The sequence below is a fragment of the Methylorubrum thiocyanatum genome (genome assembly GCA_014138645.1).
Classification (GTDB): domain Bacteria; phylum Pseudomonadota; class Alphaproteobacteria; order Rhizobiales; family Beijerinckiaceae; genus Methylobacterium; species Methylobacterium thiocyanatum.
Genome location: JACJIB010000001.1, coordinates 453470 through 470114, shown reverse-complemented (window position 1 = coordinate 470114; position 16645 = coordinate 453470). Strand labels below are relative to the sequence as shown.

17 protein-coding genes are annotated in these 16645 nt (G+C 68.8%); 3 read left to right on the top strand and 14 right to left on the bottom strand.

Annotated features, from left to right (window positions below):
* Positions 1-23: 23 nt before the first annotated feature.
* Positions 24-1136, bottom strand: coding sequence for an AI-2E family transporter (locus HNR51_RS02175; protein WP_182553840.1), 1113 nt, complete (start codon positions 1134-1136; stop codon positions 24-26).
* A 216-nt stretch (positions 1137-1352) separates the two neighbouring features.
* Here HNR51_RS02175 and purM point away from each other — a divergent pair, with 216 nt between their 5' ends.
* Positions 1353-2420: a phosphoribosylformylglycinamidine cyclo-ligase gene (gene purM / locus HNR51_RS02170; protein ID WP_152276886.1), complete on the top strand. Its 1068-nt coding sequence runs from the start codon at positions 1353-1355 to the stop codon at positions 2418-2420.
* Positions 2417-3076 carry a phosphoribosylglycinamide formyltransferase gene (gene purN / locus HNR51_RS02165; RefSeq protein WP_182553839.1) on the top strand — a complete coding sequence of 220 codons (660 nt, stop codon included), beginning with the start codon at positions 2417-2419 and terminating at the stop codon, positions 3074-3076. The genes purM and purN overlap by 4 nt, the downstream gene beginning before the upstream one ends.
* Positions 3077-3082: 6 nt before the next feature.
* On the opposite strand, the gene HNR51_RS02160 is transcribed toward purN, so the two are convergent.
* From HNR51_RS02160 to HNR51_RS02110, 11 genes are all read right to left on the bottom strand, one after another.
* Positions 3083-4654, bottom strand: coding sequence for a SpoVR family protein (locus HNR51_RS02160; RefSeq protein ID WP_182553838.1), 1572 nt, complete (start codon positions 4652-4654; stop codon positions 3083-3085).
* A gap of 55 nt (positions 4655-4709) precedes the next feature.
* The gene (locus HNR51_RS02155; RefSeq protein WP_012453928.1) at positions 4710-6008 is read right to left on the bottom strand and encodes a YeaH/YhbH family protein; all 1299 of its coding nucleotides are present in this window, start codon (positions 6006-6008) and stop codon (positions 4710-4712) included.
* Positions 6009-6098: 90 nt separating this feature from the next.
* On the bottom strand, positions 6099-8051 hold the full coding sequence (locus HNR51_RS02150) for a PrkA family serine protein kinase (protein ID WP_012453927.1): 1953 nt from the start codon (positions 8049-8051) through the stop codon (positions 6099-6101).
* Positions 8052-8300: 249 nt separating this feature from the next.
* On the bottom strand, positions 8301-8801 hold the full coding sequence (locus HNR51_RS02145) for a 4-aminobutyrate aminotransferase (RefSeq protein WP_152276884.1): 501 nt from the start codon (positions 8799-8801) through the stop codon (positions 8301-8303).
* A gap of 173 nt (positions 8802-8974) precedes the next feature.
* Positions 8975-9394 (bottom strand): hypothetical protein, encoded by a 420-nt coding sequence (locus HNR51_RS02140; RefSeq protein WP_012453925.1) that lies wholly within the window; start codon positions 9392-9394, stop codon positions 8975-8977.
* 169 nt (positions 9395-9563) lie between these two features.
* On the bottom strand, positions 9564-10061 hold the full coding sequence (locus HNR51_RS02135) for a MerR family transcriptional regulator (protein ID WP_152276883.1): 498 nt from the start codon (positions 10059-10061) through the stop codon (positions 9564-9566).
* Between the two features lie 53 nt (positions 10062-10114).
* Positions 10115-10441 (bottom strand): integration host factor subunit alpha, encoded by a 327-nt coding sequence (locus HNR51_RS02130; protein ID WP_141951237.1) that lies wholly within the window; start codon positions 10439-10441, stop codon positions 10115-10117.
* A 209-nt stretch (positions 10442-10650) separates the two neighbouring features.
* Entirely contained in the window at positions 10651-11631 is a 981-nt protein-coding gene (locus HNR51_RS02125) for a beta-ketoacyl-ACP synthase III (RefSeq protein ID WP_141951236.1), read from the bottom strand.
* 46 nt (positions 11632-11677) lie between these two features.
* Positions 11678-12748 (bottom strand): phosphate acyltransferase PlsX, encoded by a 1071-nt coding sequence (gene plsX, locus HNR51_RS02120; protein ID WP_182553837.1) that lies wholly within the window; start codon positions 12746-12748, stop codon positions 11678-11680.
* A gap of 189 nt (positions 12749-12937) precedes the next feature.
* Positions 12938-13456 (bottom strand): YceD family protein, encoded by a 519-nt coding sequence (locus HNR51_RS02115; protein ID WP_182553836.1) that lies wholly within the window; start codon positions 13454-13456, stop codon positions 12938-12940.
* Positions 13453-14013 (bottom strand): ubiquinol-cytochrome C chaperone family protein, encoded by a 561-nt coding sequence (locus tag HNR51_RS02110; RefSeq protein ID WP_182554016.1) that lies wholly within the window; start codon positions 14011-14013, stop codon positions 13453-13455. The genes HNR51_RS02115 and HNR51_RS02110 overlap by 4 nt, the downstream gene beginning before the upstream one ends.
* A gap of 157 nt (positions 14014-14170) precedes the next feature.
* On the opposite strand from HNR51_RS02110, the gene HNR51_RS02105 reads away from it, so the two are divergent.
* On the top strand, positions 14171-14668 hold the full coding sequence (locus HNR51_RS02105; protein WP_012453918.1) for an outer membrane protein assembly factor BamE: 498 nt from the start codon (positions 14171-14173) through the stop codon (positions 14666-14668).
* Here the strand turns inward: HNR51_RS02105 and HNR51_RS02100 are convergent.
* Together HNR51_RS02100 and HNR51_RS02095 are read right to left on the bottom strand one after the other, a co-directional pair.
* Complete coding sequence (locus HNR51_RS02100; RefSeq protein ID WP_239681619.1) at positions 14662-15330, bottom strand: HAD hydrolase-like protein; 669 nt, start codon at positions 15328-15330, stop codon at positions 14662-14664. The genes HNR51_RS02105 and HNR51_RS02100 overlap by 7 nt on opposite strands.
* Before the next feature lie 200 nt (positions 15331-15530).
* A complete protein-coding gene (locus tag HNR51_RS02095) occupies positions 15531-16619 on the bottom strand; it encodes an alkene reductase (protein ID WP_012453916.1) in 1089 nt (362 codons plus the stop codon).
* Positions 16620-16645: the final 26 nt, after the last annotated feature.

The following is a 16645-nucleotide window of genomic DNA, read 5'->3' as shown; positions in this document are numbered from 1 at the left end:
CGCCTCGATGTCCCCTGGCGCGATCAATCGCGGGCGGGCAGCGTCGGGTTCCCGGAATCCCCGATCAGCACCGGCCCGTCGCCGCGGTAGATCTTGCTCTCCAGGTAGCGCTCGATGCCGAAGCGGACGACGACGCCGATGGAGGCGGCGACCGGCACCGCGAGCAGCAGCCCGAGGAAGCCGAACAGCGAGCCGAAGGCCAGCAGCGCGAACATCAGCCAGACCGGGTGAAGGCCGACCGAGTCGCCCACGAGCTTGGGCGAGATCACGTTGCCCTCCAGGAACTGTCCGACGAGGAACACGCCGACGGTGAGCCCGATATGCAGCCAGTCCCCGGTGGGCCACCATTGCACCAGGGCGACGCCGACGGAGAGCATGAAGCCGGTGAGCGTGCCGACATAGGGGATGAAGGTGAGGAACCCCGAGATCATCCCGATCAAGACGCCGAAGTTCAGCCCGACGAGGAACAAGCCGACCGCGTAGAACGAGCCGAGGATGAGGCAGACGAGGCTCTGGCCGCGCACGAAGCCCGTGACCGCCCCGTCGATCTCGCCCGCGAGCCGCCGCGCGGTGGGACGGTGGCGCGGCGGCACCCAGCCGTCGAGGGTGGCGATCATCCGGTCCCAGTCGTGCAGCACGTAGAAGGCGACCACCGGCGTGACGACGAGGAGCGAGGCGATGGAGACGAGGGCTTGGCTCCCGGTCCAGAGCGACTTGAGGAAGGCCAGGAACCACGCCCCGCCCTGCCCCACCAGGGTGCCGACGGAGGATTGCAGCTCGTTGACGACCTCCGCCCCGCCGATCCGCTGGAGCAACGGCCCGGCGCGCTCGACGAGGATGCTCTGCAGCTTTCCGACCATGGTCGGCAGGGAATTGACGAGGGAGGCGATCTGCCCGGCGGCCAGCGGCACGACGATGATGAGCACCACCACGAGCCCGACGACGAAGCCGGCCAGGATCAGCAGGGTCGCGGCGAGCCGGCCGAGACCGAGGCGCTCCAGCCGGTCGGCCAGGGGATCGAGCAGGTAGGCGAGCGCCAGCCCGGCGACGAAGGGCAGCATCACCTCGCGCAGCTCGTAGAGCAGGAAGACGAGAACCGCGAGGATCGAGAGCCCGATGATTGCCCGCCCGCGCATCGAGGCCCCCTCTGTCGTCTTTTCGCGTCGTCTTTTCCGCAAGCCGGAGAGTGGGAAGCGTGGCCTTCGCGGTCAAGGCGACCCGCGTTTTCTGACGATGGAACGTATGATGCTGTGCCTGAACAGGTCGCCTTGCACCGGTGACAGTGGCCAATCGCGCCGCGATGTGGCAGCGGGTTTCCGTATGACCAACGAAGACCGGACGACGGGGCGGCGATGACGGCGCAGGACGGGAACGGGCTAACCTACGCGCAGGCCGGTGTCGACATCGACGCGGGCAACGCGCTCGTCGAGACGATCAAGCCGCTGGTGCGGTCCACGCGCCGGCCGGGGGCGGATGCGGAGATCGGCGGCTTCGGCGGGCTGTTCGACCTCAAGGCCGCGGGCTTCAAGGACGCCATCCTAGTGGCCGCCAATGACGGCGTCGGCACCAAGGTGAAGATCGCGATCGAGACCGGGCGCCACGACACGATCGGCATCGACCTCGTGGCGATGTGCGTCAACGACATCATCGTCCAGGGCGCCGAGCCGCTGTTCTTCCTCGACTACTACGCTACCGGAAAGCTGGTGCCCGGCGTCGGTGCCGATATCGTCCGCGGCATCGCCGAGGGCTGCCGGCAGGCGGGCTGCGCCTTGATCGGCGGAGAGACCGCCGAGATGCCGGGCCTCTATGACGGCGCCGACTACGATCTGGCCGGCTTCTCGGTGGGCGCGGCCGAGCGCGGCACGCTGCTGCCGCGCCCCGGCATCCTGCCCGGCGACGTCGTGCTCGGCCTGCCCTCCTCGGGCGTGCACTCGAACGGCTTCTCGCTGGTGCGCCGCATCGTGGCCAAGACCGGGCTCGGTTGGGATGCCGACGCGCCGTTCGCCCCCGGCCGCAGCCTCGGCGAGGCGCTGCTGGAACCGACCCGAATCTACGTGAAGCCGCTGCTCGCCGCGTTGAAGCGGGCCGGCGGCATCAAGGCGCTCGCCCACATCACCGGCGGCGGCTTCCCCGACAACCTCCCCCGCGTCCTGCCCGAGGGCGTCGGCATCGACATCGACCTCTCGGCGATTGCCGTGCCGCCGGTCTTCGGCTGGCTGGCGCGTGAGGGCGGGGTCGCGGAGTCCGAGATGCTGCGCACCTTCAACTGCGGCATCGGCATGGTGGTGGTCGCCGCCGCCGACGCCGCCGACGCCGTGGCCGACGCACTGACGGAGGCCGGCGAGGCGCCGGTCCGGCTCGGGCAGATCACCGAGCGGGGTGCGGAGCCGGTGACGTTCACGGGGCAGCTCGCCCTGTGAGCGCAAAGGTCGAGAAAAAACGCGTCGCGATCCTGATTTCGGGCCGCGGCTCGAACATGGTCTCGCTGATCGAGGCGGCGCGCGCCCCCGATTATCCGGCCGAGATCGTGCTCGTGCTCTCGAACCGCCCCGACGCCGCCGGCCTCGACCGCGCGCGGGCGGCGGGCATCCCGGCGCGCGCCATCGACCACAAGGCGTTCCCCGACCGCGCCGGCTTCGACGCCGCGCTCCAGGCGGAACTGGAGGGGGCTGGGATCGAGCTGATCGTGCTCGCCGGCTTCATGCGCATCCTCACCGACGCCTTCGTCGAGGCTTGGGCGGGGCGGATGATCAACATCCATCCCTCGCTGCTGCCGCTGTTCAAGGGGACGCACACCCATGAGCGCGCCCTGGAGGCCGGGGTGCGGCTGCACGGCTGCACCGTGCATTACGTCGTGCCGGAACTCGATGCCGGGCCGATCGTGGCGCAGGCCGCGGTGCCCGTCCTGCCGGGCGACGACGCCGACACGCTGAGCGCCCGGGTCATCGTGCAGGAGCACCGGCTCTACCCGGCCGCGCTCGCCCTGATCGCGGGCGGCGGCGCCGTGCTGGAAGAGGGCCGCGTGCGCTTCACCGCGCAGGCGCGCGACGCCGGGGCCGCGATCCTCTCGCTGTAAGAAGATTCAGAAAAAAATCGGGCGCGCGCTCGCCGAGTGCTCGACCAGCACCGCGCCGGTCGCCGGATCGACCTCCTTGAGCACTGCGTCATAGCCCCAGAGGTCGGCGAGGTGCTGGAGCACCCGCCGGGCATCCTCCCGCTGCAGGGTGATGCGGTTGAGCGCCTTGTGGTGGAGGATGAGCCGGCGGTCGCCCTCCAGATCGACATCCACCACCTCGATATCGGGGTCGAGCCACGCCACGTCGTATTGCCGGGCGAAGGAGCGGCGCATCTTGCGGTAGCCGCGCTCGTCGTGGATCGCCTCGACCCGCATCTCCGGCTCGTCGGGATCGTCCACCACGTGGAACAGGCGCATGTCGCGCATCAGCTTCGGGCTGAGAAACTGGGCGATGAAGCTCTCGTCGCGATAATTTTCCCAGCAGTCGCGCAGCACCGCCATGGCATCGCCGGTGCCGGCGATGTCGGGGAACCACTCGCGGTCCTCTTGGCTCGGCTGCTCCACGATGCGGGCGATGTCCTGCATCATGGCAAAGCCCAGCGCGTACGGGTTGTGGCCGCCGAAGGAGCGGTCGTCGTAGTTCGGCTGGCGGATGACGTTGGTGTGCGAGGTCAGGAACTCGAGATAGGCCGCTTCGCTGAGCTGCCCCTTCTGCGAGAGCGCGTTCATGATCCGGTAGTGGCAGTAGGTGGCGCAGCCCTCGTTCATCACCTTGGTCTGGCGCTGCGGGTAGAAGTACTGCGCCACCAGCCGGACGATCCGAAGAATCTCGCGCTGCCAGGGCCGCAGGCGCGGGGCCACCTTCTCCAGGAAGTAGAGGATGTTCTCCTGCGGCAGTTCGAGCAGCGCCTTGCGCCGCTCCAGCGCCGGATCGCCCTTGGCCGCGCCGGCCTTGGCCGGCAGGGTGCGCCAGAGGTCGTTGTAGATCTGCTCGCCGTGCTCCTCGCGCTCGCGCTCGCGCCGCTGCTCGGACGCCAGATCCGGCCGCTTCTTGCGGGGATAGCGGTGGACGCCCTGGCTCATCAGGGCATGGGCGGCGTCGAGGACGTGCTCGACCGCCTGATGCCCGTAGCGCTCCTCGCAGCGGGCGATGTAGCCCTTGGCGAAGTCGAGATAGTCGAGGATGCCCTCCGCGTCGGTCCACTGGCGGAACAGATAGTTGTTCTTGAAGAAGTGGTTGTGGCCGAAGGCGGCGTGGGCGATCACCAGCGTCTGCATCGTCGCCGTGTTCTCCTCCATCACGTAGGAGATGCACGGGTCGGAGTTGATGACGATCTCGTAGGCGAGCCCCATCAGGCCGCGGCGGTAGCTCGCCTCCTGCTGGGCGAAGTGCTTGCCGAAGGACCAGTGCTTGTAGAACAGCGGCATGCCGATCGAGGCATAGGCGTCGAGCATCTGCTCGGCGGTGATGATCTCGATCTGGTTCGGATACCACGACAGACCGAGTTCCGGCCCGGCCACGGCCTCGCAGGCATCGTGGATGCACCGGATCGTCTCGAAATCCCAGTCGTTGCCGGAAAACAGCAACTCGCCCGGTTTGGGGGCGGTGGACTTCGTGCGGCTCAGGCTCGCGACCATGCGAGGATCCTTCTCGACCTAACCTCCCCTCCCCTTTGCGGAGAGGGAAATCACCTCACGCCTCCGCCCGTGCGTCCTTGCGGCCGAACAGTTCGCGGAACACGGGGTAGATGTCGCGGCGGTGGTTGACCTTGCGCATGGCGAGCGGCTCGCCGGCCTTGGCCAGGGCCTCGTAGGTCCGCCACAGGGTGGTGCGGTGCTCGACGAAGCCGGCGCGCGGGCCGTTCTCGTCGCCGACCTCCAGATAGGCGAAGTGCTGGCAGGCGGGCAGGATGTGCGCGCGCAGCAATTCCGTCGAGGTCGGCCCGTCGGAGGAGACGTTGTCGCCGTCCGAGGCCTGCGCCGCGTAGATGTTCCAGTCGTCCGGCGAGTAGCGCTCGGTGACGATGCGCTTCATCTCGACCAGCGCCGAGGACACCAGCGTGCCGCCGGTCTCGCGGGAGCCGAAGAAGGTCTCCTCGTCCACCTCCGTCGCCTTGTCGGTGTGGCGGATGAAGACGATCTCGACGTGCTTGTAGCGGCGCGTCAGGAAGATGTGCAGCAGGATGTAGAACCGCTTGGCCAGATCCTTCATGTGCTCGGTCATCGAGCCCGAGACGTCCATCAGGCAGAACATCACGGCTTGCGCGATCGGCTTCGGATAGGGCTCGAAGCGGCGGAAGCGCAGGTCGATCGGATCGACGTAGGGGATGCGCTTGGAGCGCTCGCGCAGGGCCGTGAGCTTGAGCTGCAGGTCGGGGAGGCGCGGATCGTTGCCCGCTTCGGCCGCGGCGATCTCGGCCTCCAGCGCCGCCACCTCCTCCAGCTTCGGCCGCTTGAGGGCGATGCGCCGGGACATGGAATTGCGCAGCGTGCGCGACAAAGCGAGGTTGGCCGGCGAGCCCGAGACCGTGTAGCCGGCCCGGCGCAACCCTTCCGTCTCGACCACCGCGAGGCGGCGCTTGGCGAGATCGGGCAGTTCGAGGTCTTCGAGGAAGAGATCGAGGAATTCCTCGCGCGTCAGGACGAAGTGGAAGGCGTCCTCGCTGTTCTCGCCGCCCTCGCCGCCTTCCCCGGAACCGCCGCCGCCCCCGCCGCCCGGCGGGCGCTCGATGCGGTCGCCCTCCACGTAGGTCTTGTTACCGGGCAGGATGTAGTCTTGATGCCCGGTGCCGGGCTGACGGGAGAAGCGCGGCTCGCGCACCCCGTCGCCGGGCACGGAGATGCGCCCGTCCTTGCCGAGGTTCTTGATATCCTTCTCGCGGGCGGATTCCCGAACCGCGCGCTGCGCGACGTCCTTGACCCGGCGCAGGAAGCGCTGGCGGTTCGGGAGGCTCTTCCCACCTGGATTGAGCCGACGGTCGACGATGTGCATCCGGGGTCGCTCAGCGCCTAGTCTCACGTCCCTGGTCGAGGGACAAAGGTGCGGGAGTTGCGGCGGATGCCGGAGGGCCGAAAGCCCGCCTCAGCCCGCCTGCTTCACACGCATGTACCATTCCACGAGTCGCCGGACCTGCCGCTCGGTGTAGCCCCGGTCGGTCATCCGGTCGACGAACTCGCCGTGCTTCTTCTCGGTCTCGCTGTCCTTCTTTGAGCCAAACGAGATCACGGGCAGCAGTTCCTCGACTTGAGAGAACATCCGCCGTTCGATCACTTCGCGCAACTTCTCGTAGGATGTCCACGAGGGGTTGCGCCCCCCGTGCTGCGCCCGCGAGCGCAGGGCGAACTTCACCACCTCGTTGCGAAAGTCCTTCGGGTTGGCGATGCCCGCCGGCTTCTCGATCTTGGTCAGCTCCTGGTTCAGGAGTTCGCGGTTGAGGAGCTGGCCGGTCTCGGCATCCTTGAAGTCCTGATCCTCGATCCAGGCGTCGGCGTAGTCGATATAGCGATCGAACAGGTTCTGGCCGTAATCGTGATAGGATTCGAGATAGGCCTTCTGGATCTCGTGACCGATGAACTCGGCGTAACGCGGCGCGAGTTCGGTCTTGATGAACTCCATGTAGCGCTTCTCGGTTTCCGGCGGCAGCTGCTCGCGCCGGATCGCCTGCTCCAGCACGTACATCAGGTGGACCGGATCGGCCGAGACCTCGGTGGTGTCGTGGTTGAAGGTCGCGGCCAGCACCTTGAAGGCGAAGCGGGTCGAGATCCCGTCCATGCCCTCATCGACACCGGCGGTGTCCTTGTATTCCTGCATCGAGCGGGCGCGGGGATCGACCTCGCGGAGGCTCTCGCCGTCATAGACCCGCATCTTCGAGAACAGGTTCGAGTTGGCGTGCTCGCGCAGGCGCGAGAGCACCGAGAAGCGGGCCAGCATCTCCAGCGTGCCGGGGGCGCAGGCGGCCTGCGACAGTTCGGAGCTCGAGATCAGCTTGTCGTAGATGCGCTGCTCCTCCGTGACGCGGAGGCAGTAGGGCACCTTGATGACGTAGATACGGTCGATGAAGGCTTCGTTGTTCTTGTTGGTCTTGAACGACTGCCACTCGGCCTCGTTCGAGTGCGCCAGGATCACGCCGGTGAAGGGGATCGCGCCGATATTCTCGGTGCCGACGTAATTGCCCTCCTGCGTCGCCGTGAGCAGGGGATGCAGCATCTTGATCGGCGCCTTGAACATCTCGACGAATTCGAGAACGCCCTGGTTCGCCCGGTTGAGGCCGCCCGAATAGGAGTAGGCGTCCGGGTCGGCCTGGGACAGCGTCTCGAGCCGGCGGATGTCGACCTTGCCGACGAGCGAGGAGATGTCCTGGTTGTTCTCGTCGCCCGGCTCGGTCTTGGCGATGGCGATCTGGCGCAGGCGCGAGGGCCGCACCTTGATCACCTTGAAGCGGGAGATGTCGCCGTCGAACTCGTCGAGGCGCTTCAGGGCCCAGGGGCTCATCAGGCCGGTGAGGCGGCGGCGCGGGATGCCGAAGCGCTCCTCGATCTCCCGGCCCATCGCCTCCGGATCGAACAGGCCGAGCGGGCTCTCGAAGACCGGGGAGACCTCGTCGCCGGCCTTGAGCACGTAGACGGGATGGACCTCCATCAGCGCCTTGAGGCGCTCGGCGAGCGACGACTTGCCGCCGCCGACGGGGCCGAGCAGGTAGAGGATCTGCTTGCGCTCCTCCAACCCTTGCGCGGCGTGGCGGAAGAACGAGACGATCCGCTCGATCGTCTCCTCCATGCCGTAGAACTCGGCGAAGGCCGGGTAGACCCGGATCGTCCGGTTCATGAACACCCGGCCGAGGCGGGAATCGCGGGCGGTGTCCACCATCTCCGGCTGGCCGATCGCATCGAGGATGCGCTCGGCGGCGGAGGCGTACATCAGCGGATTGTCGCGGCAGGCCTCGAGATACTCGGAGAGCGTCATCTCCGTATCGCGGCGCGCTTCATAACCGCGAGCGAAGCTCTGGAACAGGTCGTTCGTCGAGTGCAGCGGCATTCGAACACCCCCTTCAGGCTGATGACAGCTTCATCCTGTCTCGGGCGGAACGCAACTGACATTGCGGGTTTTGTCGCACCGCCCACAGGAGGGCCGACTTGCGTGTGAAACGGGACACACCCAGAGCTGGCCGGGATTTAGCGCGCGCTTAACCGGCTTCGGATAAGTGACCGCAGCTTCCGACCTGAGGCCGGAAGCGCCCGAGATTGCTGCGACGCAATATAGGCCGCGCCGTGACGGTCTTCCGGATCAGAGATCGGTGCCGTTCTTCTTCTCGTCCTTGGCCTTATCGCCGGCCTTGTCGACGGTGATGCGGATGTCGCGCTTCTCGACCTCTCCGTCGGAATTCTTGATCTCGACCACGACGCCATCCGAACCGGTATAGCCGCTGTTGGGCTGATAGAAGATCGCCTGGACCTCGGCGTCCTTGTTCGGGCACCGGTACTTGGCCGGCGTCTTCAGCTTGCCGGCCTTGGTGATGAGGGAGCCGGATTTCGGCGGCGTCACCACCTTGATCTCCGGCATCGGGCCGCTGGAGCAATCCTTCTTCAGGTTCGGCACGATCACGAGGCGGGCCTGCTTGCCGGCCGGCACCGTCTCGCTGCGGGTGACGGTGGTCTGCGCGAGGGCCGGCCCGGCGAGGCAGAGCCAGGAGGCTGCAACGGCGGCCGCAAGGGGACCGGCAACGGAAGCGGAACGGGCGGCAGGCAGAGCCGCGATCGGTTTCGCGGCGGAGGTCGGCAGATCCATCGGCGTTTCCTTGAGCGTCGTCGTGCGCCCCGCCGGCGATCGGCCGGGCGATCCGACCGCGGCGCCGCAGGGCGCAAGCCGGGATGTGGGGAGGGTGCGCGTCCACGTCGAGGCTTGCGTGCCGCGAATCTCGCCCCGAACCCGCCCGGCCACCTGCGTCGCATGGCCTCCGGTCAGTGCTGAAGCGCCGCAGCCACCGTTCCGGCCACGCGGGCAATCTGGGCCTCGTCGAGCTGACCGGCGAGCGCCTGGGTCAACGCCTTCTCGACCCGTTCGCGCTCACCGAGATCGGCGAAGGGGGCGGGCGGGATGTCCCCGTCGGCGAGGTCGCAGACCCGGCGGATGGTGTCGGCCGCCTTGAGTAGAGTCTCGCGATCGGCCGGCCCCATGTCCCAGAGCGGCGCCCGCAACCGGCTGATGACCCGCCGGGCATCGCGATATTCCCGGTCCACGGTGGTCGCGGCCTCGATCTGGCTGACGAGGAACATTAATTCCAGAACCTCATTGGCCGCCTCCGGGCAGGCGCGCACGATCCGCATCACGCGGGCGATGAGTTCCTGGGTCGGAGACATCCGGGAGCGAGGGGGGGCCATGGCGCCTCAACGCCGATCCGCCGGTAAAGTTCAGGTCGCCCGTGCATGTCACGGCACGGAAGCGAACGGAAATCCGTGAGGCAGTCCAATACCTTGCGCGCAAGCCAGTTGCGGTCGAGCTCGGCGCCAGGCTTGGAGACAGGCCGCGGGCGCCGCGGCCGACCGGGCTTCAGGCCGTCTCGTGATCGGCTTCGTCGAGGCCCGCGAGCAGGGCCCGGCAGGCGCGCAGTTCGGCAAGGGCTCCTTCGAGGGCCCGGCGGTCCGCGGCGGCGGCCTCGAGGCTGTCCTCGTCCCGGTCGGCCCCGATCGGCGCGCCGACCTCGGCCTCGCCCCGGCCAAGCGCCTGGACGAAGCGCACGCCGTTCTCCTTGAGGACGCGCTGCGCCCCGCGGATCGTGTAGCCTTTTCCGCGCAGCAGGCAGCTCACGCCCCGGATGAGATCGACATCCTCCGGCCGATAGTAGCGCCGGCCGCCGGCCCGCTTCGTCGGCTTGATCTGGCTGAACCGGCTCTCCCAGAAGCGCAGGACGTGCTGGGGCACGCCGAGATCCTCGGACACTTCCGTGATGGTGCGGAAGGCGCCGGGACTCTTCTCACCGCGCTCGTCGGCGGCGGAGGCTTCGAGGGCGGGGGATGATTCCAGCGGCAGTCCCATCGGCAGTCCCATGGCAGCGCCTCAAACCGATCTGTGCGGGAGCGGGCCGGAACGGGCCGGCCGGATCACTCGTCGTCGTCCGCGTCGAGCCCGTTGACGTGGCCGCCGTTGATGCGGGCCTTGAGCACGTTCGAGGGCTTGAACACCATGACCTGCCGCGGCTCGATCTCGACCTCGACGCCGGTCTTCGGATTGCGGCCGATGCGCTTGCCCTTGGAGCGCACCACGAAGGAGCCGAACGAGGAGAGCTTCACCGTCTCGCCCGAGGACAGGCAGTTGCAGATCTCGCCGAGCACCGTCTCGACCAGGGCGGCCGATTCGGCCCGCGACAGGCCGACCTGCTGGTAAACGGCCTCGCTCAAATCGGCGCGTGTGACCGTCTTGCCTGCCATGCGCTCCCCCTTCGGGCCGAGTTTTCGGCATCCATGCCGCCCCTTCAGGACGTGAGGATGCCATCTCCGCTCAAATGCCGTGCGAGCCCCCCGGAAACAGGATCTCGCCGTGTATCTCTATGATCGAACACGCTAATCGGCAGAGGGACGACGGTCAACAGAACCTTGCGGTTGACACAAAACCAGAGCCGGCTCCGGCGCGCTTCGCGTTACCAGCGCAGCAGCGCCGCCCCCCAGGTGAAGCCGCCGCCGATCGCCTCGATCATCACGAGGTCGCCCTCGCGGATGCGCCCGTCGCGGCGGGCGGCGTCGAGCGCCAGGGGGATCGAGGCGGCCGAAGTGTTGCCGTGACGGTCGACGGTGAGCACCACCTTCTCGCGGGCGATGCCGAGCTTGTCGGCCGAGGCCTCGATGATCCGTCGGTTGGCCTGATGCGGCACGAACCAGGCGAGGTCGTCCGCCGTGGTGCCCGAAGCACGGAAGGCCTCCTCGATCACGTCGGTGACGGAGCCGACGGCGAAGCGGAACACCTCGCGGCCCTCCATCCGCAGCTTGCCAGTGGTGCCGGTCGAGCCGGGTCCGCCATCGACGTAGAGCTTGGCCCGGTGGCGCCCGTCCGAGCGCAGGCAGCTCGCGAGCACGCCGCGGTCGGCGTTGGTGCCCTCGCCGTCGCGGGCCTCCAGCACGATGGCGCCCGCGCCGTCGCCGAACAGGACGCAGGTGGTGCGGTCCTCCCAGTCGAGCAGGCGCGAGAAGGTCTCGGCGCCGATCACCAGGGCGCGCTTGGCGCCGCCCGTGGCGAGGAAACGGTCGGCGGTCGCGACCGCGTAGACGAAGCCGGCACAGACGGCCTGAAGGTCGAAGGCAAAGCCCCCCTCGATGCCGAGCGCCGCCTGGATCTGGGTGGCGGTGGAGGGAAAGGTGTGGTCGGGCGTCGAGGTCGCGCAGATCACGAGGTCGATGTCGGCGGGCGAGAGCCCGGCCTCGTCGAGCGCCGCGCGCGCCGCGCGGGTGCCGAGCACCGAGGTCGTCTCGTCGGGACGCGCGATGTGACGCTGGCGGATTCCGGTGCGCTGGACGATCCACTCGTCGGAAGTCTCGATCCCGCGCTCGGCGAGATCTGTGTTCGTGACGACGGTCTCGGGCAGGTACGCCCCGCAGCCGACCACGACGGAGCGCCGATGCGCCATCAGATCCGTCCCTTTCTCAACTTCTCGGCCGGACTCACGTCCGGGCTCACTTCTGGGCCAAGCTGGCATCGAGCCCGGCGCTCACCCCGGCGGCGACCGCCGGCGTCTGCTCCAGCATGTCGCGAATCGTCCGCATCAGGTCGTGGCGGGCCATGTCGTGGGCAAGATCGACGGCGGCCGCAAACCCTTGCGCGTTCTCGGAGCCGTGGCTCTTGATGACGATGCCCTCGAGCCCGAGGAACACACCGCCATTGGCCCGGCTCGGATTCATCTTCTCGCGCAGGGCGGCGAAGGCCTGACGCGCGAACAGGTAGCCGATCTTGGCCGACAGCGTCCGGCCCATCGCCGCCTTGAGATAGGAGGCGATCTGCTTGGCCGTGCCTTCCGCCGTCTTGAGGGCGATGTTGCCGGTGAAGCCCTCCGTCACCACGACATCGGTGGTGCCGCGGCCGAGATCGGTGCCCTCGACGAAGCCGTGATAGGTGAAGTTCGCCGGCTTCGACTCGCGCAGGAGGCGGGCGGCCTCCTTGACGGCCTCGTTGCCCTTCATCTCCTCGGTGCCGACATTGAGCAGGCCGACCGTCGGCCGCTCGACGTCGAGGACGATCCGGGCCATGGCCGAGCCCATCACCGCCATCTCGACCAGATGCTCGGCATCGGTGCCGATGGTGGCGCCGACATCGAGCACCACGCTCTCGCCGCGCACGGTCGGCCAGAGACAGGCGATGGCCGGGCGCTCGATCCCGGCCATGGTCTTCAGGCAGATCTTCGACATCGCCATCAAGGCGCCGGTATTGCCGGCGGAGACCGCGGCCTGGGCTTCGCCGTCGCGCACGGCCTGGATCGCCCGCCACATCGAGGACTTGCCCCGCCCCTGACGCACCGCCTGGCTCGGCTTGTCGTCCATGGCGACCGCGACCGTGGTGTGGCGGATCTCGACGGCGCCCTTGAGGCGCGGCTCGGCCTCGACGAGGGGGCGCACCACCGCCTCGTCGCCGAACAGGATGAAATGGAGCTCGGGGTGCCGCTCGCGGGCGATCGCCGCGCCCGGCACGACGGTCGTGGGGCCGTGATCGCCGCCCATGGCGTCGAGCGAGATGCAAACGCGGTTCGACATGGTTCCTTCGGGACGCCGCGGGGAGAGCCGGCGGGCAGCGAGCGTGAAGGGGCGTCGGAGGCCCCGGAATCGGCGGCGCAAAATAGCGGCAGCGCCCCGCCGGGCAAACGAAAACTCAACTTTTTGTCACGCGGGTGTCGGCGAGAGGTCCGGCAGGCCCGCCGCCCCCTGCCCGTCCCCTCTTGTCCGTCAGCTCTTGTCCTGGCCGAGCTTGGCCCGCAGCGCCGCGAGATCGGAGAACGGCAGCGGCTCCTCGCCGACCGTCACCGGCTCGAAGGCAACGCCGGGCTTGCGCGGATAGGGGTCGATTCCGAGAGCCAGGAACTCCGCGGTCAGCACGCCGAAATCGACACGCCCGTTCACGATCGGATCGGGCAGGTCGATGTCCTCGGCATCCGTGCCCTCCAGGATGTCGGCATTGGTGAACTCGACCTCGACCGGCTCGGACACCTTCGCCTCGAACGGCTCCAGCGTCACGGTGCAGACCTGCGTCACCACTGCCTCGACCCGGCCCTCGGCCCGCAGCCGCGTCAGCGAACCGCTCAAGGTGAAGCGGCCGACGAGGTCGCGGATCGCCGGGATCTTGAAGTCGCGGGCCAGCGCCTCGCACTCGGCCGGGCTCGCCTCGACGACGATCTCGGCGCGGTCCTTCGGCAGGCGCTCGACATTGACGGAGCGGGAGAGCGGCCCCTCGGGCTTCGGCGTCATCGATGGTCTCCTGACGTGACGGTCGCGGGCGCTGGATCGGGAAAGCGCGGCCCTTGCTCCAGCAGGCCGTCGAGATCCTGCGCCGCCAGCGCCGCGGCGGCGGCCTCCACATAGGATGCGAGCGGGCGGGCGGCCTCGGTATCGGCGCCGTCGAGCACGTTGCGGGCGAGCGCGGTCGCCAGCGCGGTCCGGTCGCCCGCATCGAGCGCCGCGCCATAGGCGCCGGCCCGGGCGTAGAACGAGGCGCCGAGCTTCTTGATGCGCTTCGGCACGCCCATGTCGCCGATGCCGAGTTCGCGCAGCGAGGCGTCGAGCTGCATGAAGACCGAATCGACCAGATCCTGCGCCACGTCCGCGGCCGGCGGCGGCAATTGGCCGAGGCGGCGCAGCACGAGGATGACGTGCAGGCTCAAAGCCTCGAACCGGCCCTCCACGGTGTCGGGCACGCCGAGCCCCGTGTAGAGGCCGGGCCGGCGCGCGGCCTCGCCGATCCTTTGATGCAGCGTCCGGATGGTGCGGCGGCGCCGGTCGGCGCGGCGGAACAGCCCCGCTAACATGCGATCCACCGGATGGGCCGGCGCTGTGGCCGAGCTTGCCTTGTCAAAGCCATAACCCCGCGGTACGGCAACCGCGGACCAGGGTGCAAGTCCGAAGACGCGCGAGTTCAAACGCGCCGCGGATGCAGGCCCTATTGGCAGCAAATCAGGGGGGCCGATGTCGCGCCGTCTCGTCTCGTCGCTTGCCCGCGCGGCCGTTCTCGGCTCCGTCGCGATCGGCGTATCAGGCTGCATCGGCGAAGAGATCCGCCACGGCTATCAGATCGATCAGGCGGCTCTGGCCACGGTGAAGCCGGGCATGGGCGCCGAGCAGGTGCTGCAGATCCTCGGCACTCCGTCCACCGTCTCCACGGTCGGCAACAAGTCCTGGTACTACATCAGCCAGAACACCCGCCGCACGGTGATGTTCCTCGGCGAGCAGGTCGAGGACCAGAAGGTCACGGCCGTCTACTTCAACGCCGGCATGAAGGTGGAGCGCGTCGCGCTCTACGGCCTGCAGGACGGGCGCGTGTTCGACTTCATCGAGCGCACGACGCCGGCGAGCGGCGCCGACCGTGCCTTCATCAGCCAGCTCTTCCGCGGCCTGACCCGCTACGAGCCGTTCGGCAGCGGCGCCGGCGCCTCGGTCGTCCCCGGCGCCCGCGCGGGTCAGTAAGCGCGCTCGGGCGGGCCCGCCAGGGTCCGCGCCACCGCCTCCGGCGCATCGAAGAGATGGGCCGGCCGCGCACCGGCCAGGGCCTCGGCGCTGTTGTAGCCCCAGGCCACCGCGGCGAAGGCGCAAGGAGCCTGCGCCGCGGCCTCCGCATCGCGGATCTCGTCTCCCACCGCCAGCATCGCGCCGGGCTCGACGCCCGCCGCCCGCGCCACCGCACGCAGGTGGCGCGCCTTGCCGAACAGCGAGGCGCCGCAGGCAAAGTGGCGGATCAGCCCGGCCGACGGTCCGAGCGCCCGGCGCACATTCGCCTCGCTGTTGGAACTGACGACCGCCAGCACACAACCCGCCGCATCGAGGCGGGCCAGCATCTCCGGCACCCCGGAAAACAGCCGCACCTGCCCGGCTTCGCGGGTCGCGAGCCCGCGCATGTGGCGGGCGATCAGCGGCACCTTCCAGGCCGGAATGCCGAGATCCTTCAGGATGGCACGGGCGCTCAGGCCCCGCAGCCGCCCGGTCTCCTCCGGCCTGACGGCCCGGAAGCGGTAGCGCGCGGCCACATCGTTGAGGTTGGCGCAGAACCAGGGGAAGGTGTCGGCGAGCGTCCCGTCGAAGTCGAAGGCGACGAGGCGATAGGGAACGGTCTCCGGCGTCGGGCCAGTCACGGGATCGGGTCTCCGGATGAACGAAGGCGGCCCCGCTTCCGCGAGACCGCCTCCTCAATTCGACGATGCCGGGCTAGAGCCATATCCGGCCTGATTGCATCAGGCCGGTGTCTCTAAGCGTTCGATGCGACGCGCATTTTCGACGAGCCGATGACCACGTCGTCGGAATGCGCTCTCGCCCGAAGGCCGGCTCCCGCGCCTCACGCCGCCTTCTGCGACGCGGTCGGGTAATCGACGTAGCCTTCCGGTCCTTGGCTGTACCAGGTCTTCATGTCGTCCTTGGCGAACGGCAGGCCCTTGGCGATGCGCTCCACCAGATCGGGGTTGGCGATGTAGGGCCGGCCGAAGGCGATGGCGTCGGCCTCGCCCGAGGCGACCGCCTGCTTGGCGCGCTCGCCGTCATAGTCGCAGTTGAGGATGACCGGGCCGCCGAAGCGCTCCTTGATCACGGGCGCCACCGGCGGCACCGTCGCCTTGCCGAAGGTGCCGTCCGGACCGGGCTCGCGCATCTCGATGAAGGCGAGGCCGACGCGCTCCATCATCTCGGCGGCCAACCCGAAGACCTCGTGCGGGTTGGAATCGTCCACGCCCTGGATCGGGCCGTTGGGCGAGAAGCGGATGCCGGTGCGGTCGGCGCCGACGACGCCGGCCACCGCCTGCGCCACCTTGGTCACCAGCCGAACCCGGTTCTCGGGCGAGCCGCCGTAACGGTCGCTGCGCTTGTTGCTGCCGTCGCGGATGAACTCGTCGAGCAGGTAGCCGTTCGCCGCGTGGATCTGCACGCCGTCGAAACCCGCCGCCACGGCGTTCCGGGCGGCCCGCTCGTAATCGGCGATGAGGCGCGGGATCTCGTCCTCGCGCAGCGCGCGGGCCTGGCTGTAGGGCTTCTTGCCGTCATAGGTATGCGCCTGGTCCGGCGCCGTGGCGACCGAGGGGGCGACCGGCGGCTCGCCGCCGAGGAAGTCGGAATGGACGAGGTAGCCCATGTGCCAGAGCTGGCAGACGATGCGCCCGCCCGCGTCGTGCACCGCCTTCACCACCGGCTTCCAGGCCTCGGTCTGCTCGTCGGACCAGATGCCCGGCGCGTAGGGCCAGCCGAGCCCCTCCTGGCTGATGCCGGTGGCCTCGGAGATGATGAGGCCGGCACCGGCGCGCTGGGCGTAATACTCGGCCATGACCGGCGTCGGGACGTGGGTCCGAGTGCCGCGGGCGCGGGTCAGCGGGGCCATGAGGATGCGGTTCGGCAGCTTCAGCGCGCCGAGGGTGATCGGGTCGAACAGAGTAGGCATTCAACACTCTATGACAGGGGAAAGGA